General features: G+C 43.0%; 12 protein-coding genes. 7 read left to right on the top strand and 5 right to left on the bottom strand.

Annotation, left to right across the window (positions count from 1 at the left end; all coding sequences use genetic code 11):
• Positions 1–162: 162 nt before the first annotated feature.
• On the bottom strand, positions 163–1,581 hold the full coding sequence (locus A3775_RS03035) for an MlaD family protein (protein ID WP_066381630.1): 1,419 nt from the start codon (positions 1,579–1,581) through the stop codon (positions 163–165).
• Positions 1,582–1,598: 17 nt separating this feature from the next.
• A complete protein-coding gene (locus A3775_RS03040; RefSeq protein ID WP_066423782.1) occupies positions 1,599–2,381 on the bottom strand; it encodes an ABC transporter ATP-binding protein in 783 nt (260 codons plus the stop codon).
• 153 nt (positions 2,382–2,534) lie between these two features.
• On the opposite strand from A3775_RS03040, the gene A3775_RS03045 reads away from it, so the two are divergent.
• The 3 genes from A3775_RS03045 (at position 2,535) to A3775_RS03055 (ending at position 6,361) form a co-directional block, all read left to right on the top strand.
• On the top strand, positions 2,535–4,043 hold the full coding sequence (locus A3775_RS03045; protein ID WP_066423784.1) for an NAD(P)/FAD-dependent oxidoreductase: 1,509 nt from the start codon (positions 2,535–2,537) through the stop codon (positions 4,041–4,043).
• A gap of 289 nt (positions 4,044–4,332) precedes the next feature.
• Positions 4,333–4,728, top strand: coding sequence for a hypothetical protein (locus A3775_RS03050; RefSeq protein ID WP_066423785.1), 396 nt, complete (start codon positions 4,333–4,335; stop codon positions 4,726–4,728).
• Positions 4,721–6,361, top strand: a complete 1,641-nt coding sequence (locus A3775_RS03055) for a caspase, EACC1-associated type (protein WP_082803662.1) — start codon at positions 4,721–4,723, stop codon at positions 6,359–6,361. Before A3775_RS03050 ends, A3775_RS03055 begins: the two co-directional genes overlap by 8 nt.
• A gap of 93 nt (positions 6,362–6,454) precedes the next feature.
• Here A3775_RS03055 and A3775_RS25195 read toward each other — a convergent pair whose 3' ends face one another.
• Positions 6,455–6,586, bottom strand: coding sequence for a hypothetical protein (locus tag A3775_RS25195; RefSeq protein WP_255362910.1), 132 nt, complete (start codon positions 6,584–6,586; stop codon positions 6,455–6,457).
• 600 nt (positions 6,587–7,186) lie between these two features.
• On the opposite strand from A3775_RS25195, the gene A3775_RS03065 reads away from it, so the two are divergent.
• The gene (locus A3775_RS03065) at positions 7,187–8,107 is read left to right on the top strand and encodes a DUF4351 domain-containing protein (protein ID WP_066423792.1); all 921 of its coding nucleotides are present in this window, start codon (positions 7,187–7,189) and stop codon (positions 8,105–8,107) included.
• 132 nt (positions 8,108–8,239) lie between these two features.
• Here the strand turns inward: A3775_RS03065 and A3775_RS03070 are convergent, their stop codons facing one another.
• Positions 8,240–9,508: a dihydroorotase gene (locus A3775_RS03070; RefSeq protein ID WP_066423794.1), complete on the bottom strand. Its 1,269-nt coding sequence runs from the start codon at positions 9,506–9,508 to the stop codon at positions 8,240–8,242.
• Positions 9,509–9,558: 50 nt separating this feature from the next.
• Positions 9,559–10,911, bottom strand: coding sequence for a histidine phosphatase family protein (locus A3775_RS03075; RefSeq protein WP_066381645.1), 1,353 nt, complete (start codon positions 10,909–10,911; stop codon positions 9,559–9,561).
• 573 nt (positions 10,912–11,484) lie between these two features.
• Between A3775_RS03075 and A3775_RS03080 the strand changes: the two genes are divergently transcribed.
• The 3 genes from A3775_RS03080 (at position 11,485) to A3775_RS03090 (ending at position 14,862) form a co-directional block, all read left to right on the top strand.
• Entirely contained in the window at positions 11,485–12,117 is a 633-nt protein-coding gene (locus A3775_RS03080; protein WP_066381766.1) for a ParA family protein, read from the top strand.
• Positions 12,117–12,677, top strand: a complete 561-nt coding sequence (locus A3775_RS03085; protein ID WP_066423796.1) for a hypothetical protein — start codon at positions 12,117–12,119, stop codon at positions 12,675–12,677. The genes A3775_RS03080 and A3775_RS03085 overlap by 1 nt, the downstream gene beginning before the upstream one ends.
• A 235-nt stretch (positions 12,678–12,912) precedes the next feature.
• Positions 12,913–14,862 (top strand): serine/threonine phosphatase, encoded by a 1,950-nt coding sequence (locus A3775_RS03090; RefSeq protein ID WP_066381650.1) that lies wholly within the window; start codon positions 12,913–12,915, stop codon positions 14,860–14,862.
• Positions 14,863–14,917 lie beyond the last annotated feature (55 nt).

The raw sequence follows: 14,917 nt of genomic DNA on the forward strand, positions 1-14,917 counted from the left end.
GCAAGATTGGAATTAGTTGGGGACTGGGGATTGGGGACTGGGGATTGGGGATTGGGGACTGGGGATTGGGGACTGGGGATTGGGGATTGGGGATTGGGGACTGGGGATTAGGTAAGAAGGTAGGGGCAGAATTTATTCAATTTTGAATTTTGAATTTTGAATTTACTTGTCCCTACTCTCCCGATACTCCCGTAATTGCTGCAATAGTTGCTCTTGAGATGAATTCACAGGGGAAGGACTTACCGATGCTTGAGGGGGGTTAACCGAACTTTCAACTACTACAGGTGTAGGCTTAATGGTGAGAGCCTTTTGTTTTGGTGTTGGTGGTGGGGAAATTGCTACATCTGATTTGATGGCTACTTTCGCTGACTCTAGGGTTGCAGCTACTTTAACTTGTTCTTGCATTTGGTCTGTGGATGACACTAAGCTGCTTAAACCATTGACTAATTGCCGTAAATTTTGCCGGAAATTAGGATCACCTGTTAACTCATCCAAATCAGAAGTTATTTTTTGGGTATTTTCAAATGTCACCCTGGCTGAGTCTAGGGTTTGTTGCAACAGCACGGCATTTTTAGGATCATTTAAGGCTTTGGTAGCATCTCGCAAATTAGCTGAGGCTTGAGCCGCATTTGCCGAAAGACTTTCTAAATTTTTTAGTAACTCCCCTTGGGTTAACCGATTCAGGGCAGGTGATAGACTAGAGACTGTGACCCGTAGCTGGTTACTGGTTTCAGAAATATTATTCAGAGTCCCAACCAGTACAGAACGATTGGTGTTGACAAGGTTATCTAAGTCAGTGAGTAATTTACTAGCTTGAGTTGCAGTTGTGCTGAATTGACTAGCGGTGACACCCAATTGGTCTACAGTTTTTGTAGTCGAAGCTGTTAGTGCATTGGTTGCTCTCTGCACCGAAGTAGCAGTAGAAGCAAATGTACCTAACTGTCCTTGAAAACTTCTGCTCAAGCTGCGGATATCTTTGCTGAGTGCGGCAACACTGGTAGCAGCTTCTGATGAGGTTTCTAAAAGTTTATTTACCCGTTGATAAAATTGGGGATTATTGTAAACAGTAGCTAACTCAGTAGTGCTACGAATGAGTTCATCTAGACTGATACCAATTTGACCTTTGAGACGAGAACCATTACAAACTATAAGGCTGGGGTTGCAATTTTTATCTAGAGGTTTAGCTATATTTTCCCCAGATGGTAATGATGTTTTTGGTGTGATATCAATAATACTTTCGCTAATTAATCCACTCTGATTAGCTTCAACCACCACATCACGGGGGATAATTAAATCAGATTGGAGGATTTCAATCTCTACTTCTACCGCATTTGGCCCTGGTTGAATGCGAGCAATATTACCAACTTTCACACCTCGATAGCGAACAGGCGCACCTCTTTGCATCCCGCCAGCATTGGCAAATTCCACAATTGCTTTATAGGAACTGCGAGCCGCAGTGAATCTATTTAACCATAAGATAATAACGACAAATGCCCCTAGTCCGAAAAAGATTAATAATCCTACTGAACCCTCTCTTAAAGTTCGCTTCGATGCGAAACGGCTGGTAATGAAATCTCGCATATTGTTTGTCTACCCGATTAACCCACAACCTGAATAGGCCCTTGTACACTTCCACTCATAAATTGTTTGATTAGTGGATGGTTTGTATTGTCTAACTCACTAACTGTACCTTGCCACTGTACTTTACCTTGATAGAGGAATACCAGTTTATCAGTTGTGCGTCGAATTGTACTGTCTTGGTGAGTGACAATAGCATAGGTACTGCATACACCTTGAGTTTTTTGCAAGTCACGGATTAAATCTTCTATGACAGTGGAAGCAATGGGATCAAGTCCGGCTGTAGGTTCATCGTAGAGTAAAACTTCAGCCCCCTCTGCTGGGTTATCGGGGTTAGACATAATTGCACGGGCAAAACTTACCCGTTTACGCATACCTCCAGAAAGTTCCGAGGGATAGAGATGACTGATACCCGGTAAACCAACCATGTCTAATTTTTCTTTGACTAAATCGCGGATGCGCGATCGCGCTAAATTAGAATTCTGATACAGCAAAAACCCCACATTTTCCTCTACAGTCAGCGAATCAAACAAAGCCGCCTGTTGAAATACCATACTAATACCAACCGGGTCATCACCATCTTCAATCAACCCCTCTCGTTTCACACCCTGCACATAAACTTCCCCCTCATCAGGATTAAGTAACCCAGCAATTATGCGTAAAATCGTCGATTTACCCGTCCCCGAAGGGCCTATAATGCCTAAAGCTTCACCCCGATAAATCGTCAAATCTACATTATCTAAAACCCGATTGTTCCCAAAGGCTTTAGAAACACCTTTTAGTTCAATTAGTGGTTCAGTCATTGGTTATTAGTTATTAGTCATTAGTTATTAGTCATTGGGGATTGAGGTAAAATTTTCTCTGCACCCCTCCCCTACACCCCCATTCCTCAAACATTCTTTAATTTTGAATTTTGAATTTTGTAGCTTGCTTCTCCGTAGGAGTATTTTGAATTTATGTGTCCCCATTCCCCAGATATCATCGTCATCGGTAGCGGTATCGGTGGTTTATGTGCGTCGGCGTTGTTGGCGCGTTATGGTAAGCGTGTAATTGTCTGTGAAAGTCATACAATTCCTGGCGGTGCAGCCCATAGTTTTAGACGACGAGGGTTTGAATTTGATTCAGGCCCCTCCTTTTATTGCGGTTTAACTGGTACTCAGAGTTTAAATCCTCTCAAACAGGTGCTTGATTCTTTAGGTGAATCCATCCAAGTTATACCTTATGATCCTTTGGGACACTACCACTTTCCTGAAGGTGATTTTCCAGTCTACAGCAACGCTGAACGCTACCGTCAGGAAATAGCAAAAATCACAACCCAAGGTGCAAAGGAACTCCAGCAATTTGAACGCCGCCTGTTAGGACTATATGAGGCGATGAAGGATATTCCTACCCTAGCACTCAGGGCAGATTGGCAGGTAATTTTAGTCTTGTTGCAACGTTATTTGCCGTCTTTGGCGAAAATGCTCCCTTATTTAACTCTCGTACAGTCTTCCGTCGGCGATGTCATGGATGCTACTGTCAAAGACCCTTGGGTGCGGCGACTGATTGACTTAGAATGTTTCTTACTGTCTGGCTTAAAAGCACAAGGTACAATTGCCCCAGAGGTAGCATTTATGCTAGGTGAACGTTCCCGTGCTGGGGTTGAGTATCCTGCGGGGGGAAGTGCAGCAATTGTCAATGCTTTGGTGCGGGGGTTAGAACGTTGGGGTGGTAAGTTACGTTTAGGATGTCACGTTGAGCAAATTTTGGTAGAGTCTGGGAAAGTTACAGGTGTAAGGTTGCGAAGTGGTGAGATTTTGTCAGCCCCAATCGTGATTTCTAACGCCACAATTTGGGATACTTACAATCAGTTACTACGTCCTGAAGATTTACCGACGGCTTACCGTCAAACTGCTTTACAGACTCCAGCCGTAGAAAGTTTCATGCACTTGCACTTAGGTATTCGGGCTGAGGGGTTGGATAATTTAACCGGACATCATGTGGTAGTGCATGACTCTAGCGAAGATATTAGTAAACCAGGGAATACTTGCATGATATCTATTCCGAGTGTGTGGGATAAAAATCTCGCACCAGAGGGACATCATGTAGTTCATGCTTACACCCTTGAACCTTTCGCGGAATGGGTAAGGGATGATGGTTATGAGGCGAAGAAGCGAGAGAAAGCAGAATCTTTATACCGTGCTGTAGAAAAAATTATACCTGATATTCGAGGGCGTGTAGTGTTGGAATTGATTGGCACACCGTTAACTCATGCTCATTATCTGCGACGTTATCAGGGAACTTACGGCCCTGCTATTGCTGCGGGTAAGGGGATGTTTCCTAGTACACATACGCCTATACAGGGTTTGTATCGTGTGGGTGATAGCACTATGCCGGGAATTGGTGTCCCTGCTGTCGCTGCTTCTGGTATTCTATGCGCGAATAGTTTGGTTTCACTATCGCAGATGGCGGAGTTATTCAAGTGACAAAATTAAACGCAGATGCACGCAGATAAACGCAGATAAATTTTTATCTCATTAGACTAAAGACGGCTAGAATCTGGGTAAATATTGAGCATTTTGTGACAAACGACTGTATTTTTTTAGTAAAAGTTTCTGCAAAAATGACAGATATTTTTTGTCTGAGCAGAGTTTAAAAACCCTCGAAATTTAATTACTTACATATCGGCTTTAGGTTATATTTTTTAGATAGTAAATCCAAGAATTTTACTGTTTAGACTATTGCCGTGTAGATAACGGGACTCTGGAGGTTAAAATGACAGGCGAACCCATAATTCAATTCACTTTTGCCATTGATGACCCAGAATTAGATGATGAAAGACGGCGAGAAATAGCTATAAAGTTGCTGGGGGAAATTCGGGATTTGGATGAGGTGGAAAAGGCGGATCGCGCTGAAGATTTGAACCCAGAAGCGGGAAGTAAGCCAGGGTTTGCTACTTTGATAGGTGTGCTTACGGCTGAGGTAAGCATGAAGAATTTTAAAAGCTTTTTGAGTTTTTTGGGCGATCGCCTGCAAGACAAGAACCTTGAAGTCAGTGTAAAAGTTGGTGATAAAGAAGTCAACATAAAAGCTAAAAGTCGGCAAGAGCTACTAGAAAGTGAGAGATTAGCCAAAGAATTGTTAGAAAAAATGGGTGGCGGGAATGGCTAAAATAGCACTACTGATTGGAGTCAGTGAGTATGGTGAAGGTATTCCTCCCCTCTCAGCAGCACTCAATGATGTGGCAGCTATGCAGCGAGTTTTGCAAAACCCAAACTTGGGGGGGTTTGAGCAGGTTGAACAACTGCTTAACCCCGATGCAGTTGCAATGCGAAAGGCAATTCACAAGCTGTTTAAGGAAGCTAAGAAAGATGATTTAGTATTATTATTTTTCTCTGGTCATGGTATTACTAATGATGAAGGGCATCTCTATTTAGCAACTCGGATTACAGCTAAAGATGACTTTGAAGCTACTGCTGTAGACGCAAGTTATATCCAAGGACGATCAAACAGTTGCTATGCTAAACGGCAAGTTGTAATTCTCGATGCTTGCTATAGCGGTGCTTTCGCTGGAACTTGGCGGCCAAAAAGTGTTGGTGTAGAGGATATTAAACAGCAGCTAGGTGCTGTAGGGCGGGTTGTTCTCACCTCTTCCAGTGCAACTCAAAAATCTTTTGAGCAAGAAGGCTCAACCCTTTCGCTTTACACGCAATATTTAGTTGAGGGAATTGAAACTGGGGCAGCAGACAAAGACAACAATGGTTGTATTCTGATTCAAGAACTCCATGATTACGCCAAGGCGAAAGTTCAAGAAGTCAAGCCGAATATGACACCAGCCATTATTCTGGATAGGGAAGGCTTTAATATTATCATAGCCAATGCGCCAAAGAGTTCAGAAGCAGAGTATCGCAAGCTTGTTGAACAATATGCCCAAAATGGTGAACTCAGTGAACTTGCCTACTTAGTCTTGAAGCCAAAACGCCAAACATTTGGACTCACAGATGAAAAAGCAGAGGAAATAGAAAACGAAGTTCTAGAACCTTCTCTTAGGCGGTTGGAAAATCTTAAACTTTACAAACAAGCTTATGAAAAGGCAGTTAAGCAACAATATCCTCTAGATGAGCATAATTTGAACATATTGAAGGATTATCAGCAGGATATTTTAGGACTGAGGGATGAGGATGTAAAGGAGATAGAGAAAGAGATTACATCTGTCAGAGAAGCGGAGCATCAACAACAGATTCAGCAGATACCGCCACAAAGAGCAAAACCAAACGAAACAACCACTACACTAACACCGGAAACAGATGATCTGAGTTCTGATAAAGGTGTAGACTATACACGCTTGCGCGACTTACTCAAAGCAGGAGAGTGGAAAGAAGCAGATCAAGAAACTCTGGAAGTGATGCTAAAAGTTGCTGGTAGAGAAAAACAAGGCTGGCTTGATATTGATCATATCAAAAAATTTCCCTGCACTGATTTACGCACTATTGACCAACTGTGGGTAAAGTATAGCAATGGACGCTTTGGGTTTAGTGTCCAAAAGAGTATTTGGGAAAGTGTCGGAGGCAATCCCAATGCTGATTATTACACTTGGTGCGAGTTCGGCAAGCGTGTCGGCTGGCGAAAAGAAGAAAAGTGGTTAGTTTTTAATGATCAGACATTCGATGTCAAAGCTGCCGAAAAAGCTCCCGAAGGGCATCTCCCTGTCTATTACTATCAGTTCATTCACACTGGCGGAATGCCCGTTCCTGGAGGTGGAGTCTCTTCTCTCGCGTCGAGACTTGTAAACTGTAACATATAAGGCTTACACAAAATTGTAAAGATTTCTAAATAAGCCATTTCCTACGAAGTCTTGCGGGTTCTACGTTTCCGATACCTGGCACTGTGGCTTTTTCTACTCTTGTTGTTTTTCTTGTAGTATGCTGCCAGCAACTTGCGGGTTATAACAATTAGCCAGGATAAACTTTGATGCTACTTGTTCTACTTCTTCATTAGTCGCTTCCCACTCATCCCAAGGTAGTCTCATTTGTCCAGGTGAGGTTTTCTTCCCCTTTCCCTTTTTCTTCAACCCTGCTAATAATTTGCTTCCCCAGTGGTTGCGCTTTTCTGGCTTAGATTGAGGGCGATATTTTTTACAAAAACTTGTGCTATTAAAGAATATTTGTCAAGCCGCAAAGTAGGGGCGGGTTTATGAAAAATTCGGTCTACCTACAGATTAACTTGTGAACCCGCCCCTACAAAAACCCCTCTCCAAACCTCTCCCCTGCAAGGAGAGAGGCTTTAAAATCCCCATTCCCTTGTAGGGAAGGGGGGCTGGGGGGGTTAGGTTTGAGAGATTTTGATGCTAATAACAATACAAGGAACAGGTGCAAGATGTCAGTCTATTTTTGTGGGAGCATCCCAATTTTGAAAAAATAAACTTAGCCATTGCAAAATCTCTCTAAAACTCTCTTTCCTTCGTGTCCTTTCCTTCGGAACGCTTCGCGAACGTCCCTTCGTGGTTCGTTCATTTCATGTCTTAACCTCAAGCAAAAAATAAACTTACACATTTGGGATGCTCCCATTTTTGTTGTGTCTACAACAGATAAAATATGAATAATTATCAAGTTTTTTTAAAAATAATTAAATGACGCGATTTATCCATGACCAATTTTCCAAAGACTATTTAGAAGAACTACTCAAACCCTATGGAAAAGTCCAAGCACCGAGTCGGGTAGCTGCTGAAGTTCGCGAAATAGATGTATTATTTTCTCCCTTTTCAACCCAAACAGCTAATTTAGCAACATTAGGATTATTAGGGAAAATGGCAACTACATCCGCCATTTTTGAACCGTTCCGCAACCCAGCATCAAAAGAAGAAATCACTGATTGTCTGTTAAAACTCTTAGAAGTCAGAAACGCTATTCAAAGAGAAGCAAATCGCACTAAAACCCCAATCTCAGCCGGAGAAATTCCCCATTTATGGGTTCTGACTCCCACCGCATCGGAAACAATAATTTCCGGCTTTGGTGCAAGTCTAAAATCAGACTGGGTAGAGGGAGTTTACTTTCTACCTGAGTATTTGCGGACAGCCATAGTTGTAATTCATCAGTTACCCTGTACTCAAGAAACACTGTGGCTGAGAATACTAGGGCGTGGTAGAGTACAGCAACGAGCAATTGATGAATTGGCAGCACTACCAGCAAATCATCCCTTTCAGAGAGTGACGCTAGAATTACTCTATAGCCTACAACAAAACTTGAGAATAAATCAGAATATAGAAACAGATGATCGGGAGTTAGTGATGAGATTAGCACCACTGTATCAAGAAGACAGAGAACGAGCTAGACAGGAAGGGTTACAACAAGGACTACAGCAAGGAGAACAACAGCTAATTCTGCGCTTGTTAAATCGTCGGTTTGGAGAAATTGATTTATCTTTAATCGAGCAAGTTCAAAGATTATCTATTGAGCAATTAGAAGCACTGGGTGAACAATTATTAGATTTTTCTGAAGTTGCAGATTTAGCAGCTTGGTTAAACCAACAACAAGAAACCAAAAACCAGTAAATTAATCATATACTACTGTTGATTTCTGGGACTGAGTTTTTGAGCGATCGCCTACTAAAATCAACTACCATTTTCGGGTGCGATCGCTCTTATCCCACTGCAAAATCTGTAAACTAACTACAACCTTGCTCACTAACACCAAGTTTGCACTACTCGCCCTTTTAATTCTTGTCCTAACCAGGGAGTATTGCTAGAAAGAGTATGCAGATTCTTTCTGTCTACTGTCCAAGTTTTTTCAGGGTTAAATAATGTTAGTTCAGCTTGCTGATGAGGTGCAATTTTACTAACTTTTTCTTGTAAACAATCTGCGGGTTTTGTACTCAATGCTTGCCACAATTGTAATCCGGTAAATTCCCCAGTTGCAACTAAATGCTGCCACAACAATGGTAATGCTAATTCTAAACCAATCGCCCCTGGTGGTGCTTCGGCAAAGGCTTGGACTTTTTCTTCGTAGGTGTAAGCTGCATGATCAATGGCGATCGCATCCACAACACCCTCCCTTACTGCTTCCCGTAACGCCTTCATATCACTGGTATTACCTAAAGGTGGTTCTAAATGCAAGCTGGTGTTATAACTCTTAACAGATTTAGTATCTAATAACAGGTGCATCCAGGTGGTACTGGCGGTAATCGGTAAACCTTGGGCTTTAGCTGTGGCAATTAATTCTACACTGCGAGCCGTGGAAACACGCATGATATGGATGGGTGTACCAATGTTAGCTACCAATTCGATTAAAGAGGCGATCGCAGTTGTTTCCGCACTCACAGGAACAGGTGGTAAACCATACCGCAACGCATCCGCACCTTCCCGCATGACTCCGTTAGATTGAAGTAGGCGATCGCAAGGCCAAAAAGCTACAGGTTTACCCAATGCTTGCACATATTCCAACAACCGCCGCACTAATCCTAAATTATCTAACGGCAAACCATCAGTAAACCCCACAACTCCCGCCGCCGCTAAATCGGCTAATTCCGTCATCTGCTTCCCTGCCACATCTAAGGTAATCGCACCCCAGATGTGGAGATGGGGAAGTGAGAGAGATGAGGGATTTCCCCCTCTCATTTTCTGCAACTGTGCAACAAGCGCAGGGTTATCAATAGCTGGCGATGTATCAGGGAGAATGCTAACTCTGGTAAAGCCACCAGCCGCCGCCGCTTGTAAAAAAGATAACAGAGTTTCTCTTTCTTCAAAACCTGGTTCGCCGGAGTGACTATACAAATCAACTAACCCAGTTCCGAGAATCAGTCCCCGACAATCTCTAACTTGAGTATCAGAACTAATATCAGTAATTTGTGGGGCTACTGCTTGGATTGTACCATGAGCAATTAGCACATCAGCCACTTGATCAGTTCCAGAAACCGGGTCAATTACCCTTACTTGTTGCAGAAGTTCAGTTGTCATTTGAGCTATTTAGTGCTTCAGCTTTTTATCTATTGTTGTTGTTAATCACCCTATAATGCTCCTGCTGCGGTTTTATCCAGTACACCGCCACTTAAATGAGTGGTAATGTTCATTGCTTGCAATACTGGTAAACCATTCAGCCCAGAGGGGTAGTCAATGACACTGACAGCACCGTTACCTTGGCGGAAATTCCAGAAATTATCAGCAGATAAGCCGAGAATATAACAAAGTAGGGTTTTATTAGTAGCGTCGTGAGCCACGACTAATCCGGTTTGGCGTTGATTTTCGATAGCCGATTGGACAATTGCTTGCCAAGTCACCGTACTACGTTCCCATACTTGTTGTAAATTCTCTCCTTCTGGCATTTGTACATCTGCTGGCGTTGTGCGCCAACGGTGTAACTCTCCAGGGAATTCTTGCTCGATTTCTACTTCTAGTTTTCCTTCCCAAAGTCCATGTCCAATTTCTCTTAAGCCGTCTTGTAATTCTAAATTGACATCAGAATGATGTTGCAAAATAATTTCGGCTGTTTCTTTAGGACGTGCCATAGTGCTACTTACGGCAAAGTCAAGGGCGACATTTTGGAGAAATTCCCCAGCTTTTTTTGCTTGGTTTCTGCCGTTGTCATTGAGGGGAATGTCAATCTGTCCTTGAAATCTGGTTTGGCGGTTCCATTCGGTTTCCCCGTGACGTACCAGTAACAATCTTACACCTTGATGACCAGGACGTAAGGAAGGGAGAGTTTCCCCTAGATGTTGCGTCTGGTTCATCGACTCTAATTGTACTGGTTCGCCCAAACCCCCAGAAAAGTTTAAGACGTTGATGCCACAGTTAGATTGCTGTATGCAATGGTAACGACTGGGGTGAATACCCAAAGCGGTGCTAATCAAGGCGCGATTGATGCCATTATGACCGACGATTAAGATAGTTTCACCTTGATGATGGGGTAAAATTTCTTGCCAAAACTGTCGCGCTTGTTTATACAAAGACAGCACAGGAAAATGTTCTTGAGTTTCCCCGTCTTGGTTAACCACCATCTTCAATTCATCGGGGTGTTCATGCCAAATGCGATAATCTTCAGGAAACTGCTGCTTAACATCAGCACTCACCATTGCTTCCCACAAAGGTAAGTCAACTTCTAGTAGCAAATCAGAAGTTTGCACAACGGCAGACTTCTCAAACTTAGATGTTAACTCACCATGAATAATTTCTGCTGTCTGTTTGGCTCGTTGCAGTGGACTGCTATAAATTCCATGAAATGAAATATTACTGAGGGCTTTGCCGACTTTAGCGGCATCACTACGACCTTTTTCTGTTAATGTTGATACGTCACTGCGCCCTTGAATGCGTTTTTCGGTGTTATATGTGCTTTGGCCATGACGCACGATGATGACACGAGTCATCTTTTTGCCCTCCTCTATCTAAAGGATTAATTCTACTCCATCTTGTTGGCTGCATTATCTCTTAGATTTGGCTTTGGCAACTCAAGATTTTTAGGAGGGTTTGTAAACAGCACCGCAATGATTAACAATTGCTAACAATTACTCACATTTATGAGAGGTTGACAGGATATCGTTTAATTGCATTGTGGATGGAAACAGCCTATAATCTACTAATTAATAACGGTTCAACCGTCGCCGTCAGAGGATACACCCTCCAGTTAAACTGGCGTTTGGTAAACGTGCCGCAGGCGAGGGATAAGCTCCATAGACAAGAGGATTGTTAGTAGCACCTCAAGAAAATTTTCTCAACTTTTGGGAGAGATATAGCGGTCAGATTGACCGTGTTAGCCTGTGGACTAGATAGTGCCGACACTTCTAGGAAGAAGCAGGAAGAAAAAGCTGGCACTTGTTAGCATTTGTTAGCTTTTTTTGAATCGGATTTCAGGGCTACTAAATTTTATTGTGGCAAGTTTTTCTGATACTGCTGGCTCCAGAAAGCGGTATATTCATTTAAGGCAGGGTCGGGAGTCAGCAGTGCCAAAAATCATCGCCATTCTCAACGGTAAAGGTGGAGTCGGTAAAACGACTACCGCCGTCAATTTAGCTGCCCAGTTTGGGAAAAAGAAAAAAGTTATTCTGGTTGATACAGACATTCAAGGTTCTGCTAGTTGGTGGTTTGGGCGGAATCAGAATGGTATGGGGTTTGACTTATCCCAAGAAACAAATCCGCAATTATTAGGTCGGTTAAAAGCAATCACAGGTTACGATTTAGTCATAGTGGATACGCCGCCGGCACTCCACTCGGATGCCTTAGCGACAGTAGTAGCGATCGCAGATTATTTAGTGTTACCTACACCACCAGCAGCAATGGATTTAGCCGCCCTGATTGATACAGTTAAGGCTGCTGTTGTTCCTGTCGGTATTCCCCATCGGGTACTACTGACAAAAGTTGACACCCGATGTATAAATGAAGCCATAGAAGCCCAAAATACTCTGCAACGCTTAGGAATTCCCGCTTGTAAGTCTTTCATTAGGATATACAAAGCCCACGAACGGGCAGCATTGGAGGGTGTGGCTATTAATCAGTGGCGGGGCAGAAATGCTAAAGAGGCAGAGTCAGATTACCGTCGAGTGGCGGAAGAATTACAGCGTGATTGGAGAAAATAATGCCTAAAAAACACAGTCTTTCCGACTTGATTCAAGAGGAAGTCCAAAAATTTAACCCATCTGAAGGTGAATCTGCAATTAATGTCAATGCTGTAGAAGTGGCAGAAGACAATGCTGCTACCCCAGAGGAAACTTCTCAGCCAATAGCTGAAACATTGACTAATAAGCGTAGCAATCCCACAAAAGCTGATTTAGAAGTGACTATTAAAGAATTGCAAGCAAGTTTAGAAACATCTCAACAAAACGAAATGTCTCTTAAACAGCAACAAGTAGAATTAGAATCAGCTTTAGCCCAACAAAAAGCCGCAGTAGAAAGAATTACCAAAGAGCTTTATGAAGCTAAACAAACAGCACTACAATTGGCAGAAGCTAATTCCCAACTCATAGAGGAAAATCAATCTTTAAAACAAAAACCGCCAACTCCCACGCCAAAACAACCAGAACAACCAACTTATAAGCCAGTTACCTATAGAAAATCTCACCTCACTCCTGAAAAACTGCCAGTACAGCCAACTGAGTCCCAAGACAATTTTTCTGCCAATACTTGGTTGTATGACTAAAGTTAGAAGGGAGGAAATATTTTCTCCCTCTCCTCCAGTCCCCAATGGATAAGAGATAATCTTGCCGATGTCTGAAATCTTTAGCTAATATGCGTCACAATTAATACGGCCACCAGAATTCATGGGTGAAACCACAATTTTTTGGTTGTCTACTGTAGGCAGACGCGGCGGATTGTGGCAATGTGGAGATCAGTGGCTAGTAGCACCTTGGAACGGGAATTAAGGAACTTCCACTATGCTGATTTGCCCTCAGTGTCAATTTGAAAATCCCAACGCTAACAAATTCTGTCAGAAATGTGGTGCTTCCTTGTTTCACAAGGTCTGTCATCAATGTGGTACTGATGTACTGGTGTCGGCTCTACATTGTCATAAATGTGGTGCAGAATGTGGAACTGTATGGTGGGCAATTGTAGGTAAGCAAGCCGGGGAGATGGGGATGAGAGGTGAGACAATGCCCGATGCCTCGGTGATTTCGACTGCTCCAGTTGCGGCTTTACATTTGTCTGTGGGTTCATATTTAGACAAAGAGCAGCGTTATCAGTTGTTATCAGAGCTATCAGCAGACAATGATCAATGGTGTGCCAGGGTTTTAGATTGTCAACCTTATCAAATATCGCTGCTGAGTACATTAGCAAATCAGCAACCGAGTTTGCTCACGCCATCGGTAGCAGCTAGTGGTATTCCGATTGTAGCTAAGGCTTACCTGGCGTTAAAATCCTTGCATCACCCAGGAATCCCAAAAATTCATGATGCGTGGCTGGATGGTGATTTGCAGGTATTACTGATTGAAGACCGTTCTGGTTGGCAATCTTTACTTGATTTGTGGTCAGCCGAAAACACAAGTATATCGCAAATTTTATACTGGTGTTATGAAATGACCCAATTGTGGGAGTTATTAGAACCACTGGATTGTCATTATAGTTTGTTGGATTTGGCGAATTTGCGCTTGGATGAAGACCAGACGCTAGTGCTACAACGGTTGTATGTGAAAACACCGAAGGATAATTGGGCGATCGCACCCCTGGCAGATGAAACAGTAGCCACGCTAGCTAGTGGGGAGCAGCCTCTGACGGTGAAAGCATTAGGTAGAGTATGGCAGAACTTGTTTAAATCCTCTCAACGCACTCAATTTGGTTCAGTAGTGCAGATTTTGGACGATTTAGAACAGGGTAAAATCCAGACAATTGCACAGTTGCGATCGCGTTTAACAACAGTAGCCACAGAACTAGAAACCACATCCCCCAATTTGGCAGCAATGGAAGAAGAAAACACCTCTGCACCTACACTTTTACAAGTAGATGAGTCAGAAAATGCCGAAAATCAATCAGATGACTTACCAACAATTGTGCTGTCCGTACAGTTAAGCAGCTTAGAAGATGCAGGACAAACTGATGTCGGTAGGCAAAGGCAACATAATGAAGACTACTTTGGGATTGAAACTAAAATTGAGAAAGTGGACTTGCCCAAACACCGAATTTTACAAGCCAGAGGCTTGTATATTCTCTGCGATGGTATGGGCGGACACGCTGGCGGTGAAGTGGCTAGTGAATTAGCAGTAAACACCCTACGGCAATACTTTCAAACACACTGGACAACAAACCAACTGCCAACAGAAGATACAATTCGTGAGGGAGTGTATCAAGCTAATCAGGTAATTTACCAACAAAATCAACAAGATGCCCGTTCGGGAAGCGGACGCATGGGTACTACTTTAGTGATGCTGCTGATTCAAGGCAATCAAGCCGCAGTGGCTCATGTAGGAGATAGTCGTTGCTACCGCGTCACTCGCAAGCAGGGTTTAGAGCAAATCACGGTAGATCATGAAGTCGGACAACGAGAAATAGCCAGAGGAGTACAAGCTAAAATAGCTTATGCTCGTCCTGATGCTTATCAACTGACTCAAGCCTTGGGGCCACGAGAGCGCACTACCATCAATCCTGATGTCGAGTTTTTTGAGATTCATGAAGATCACCTTTTCGCTTTAGTTTCAGATGGGTTATCCGATAATGATTTGTTAGAAACCCACTGGCAGACTCACCTATTGCCCTTCTTAAGTTCCGGTACTAGCTTAGAAGCAGGGGTGAGAGAATTAATTGAATTGGCCAACCAATACAATGGTCATGACAACATTACTGCTATACTTGTCCGGGCGAAAGTACGTCCAAATGTGGGGAGTCGGGAGTAGGGACAAATCAATTCAAAATTCGTCTTGAAAAGTTTCCTACGGCGGGAAACCCGCC

It is taken from the genome of Anabaena sp. 4-3 (assembly GCF_001597745.1).
GTDB lineage: Bacteria > Cyanobacteriota > Cyanobacteriia > Cyanobacteriales > Nostocaceae > Trichormus.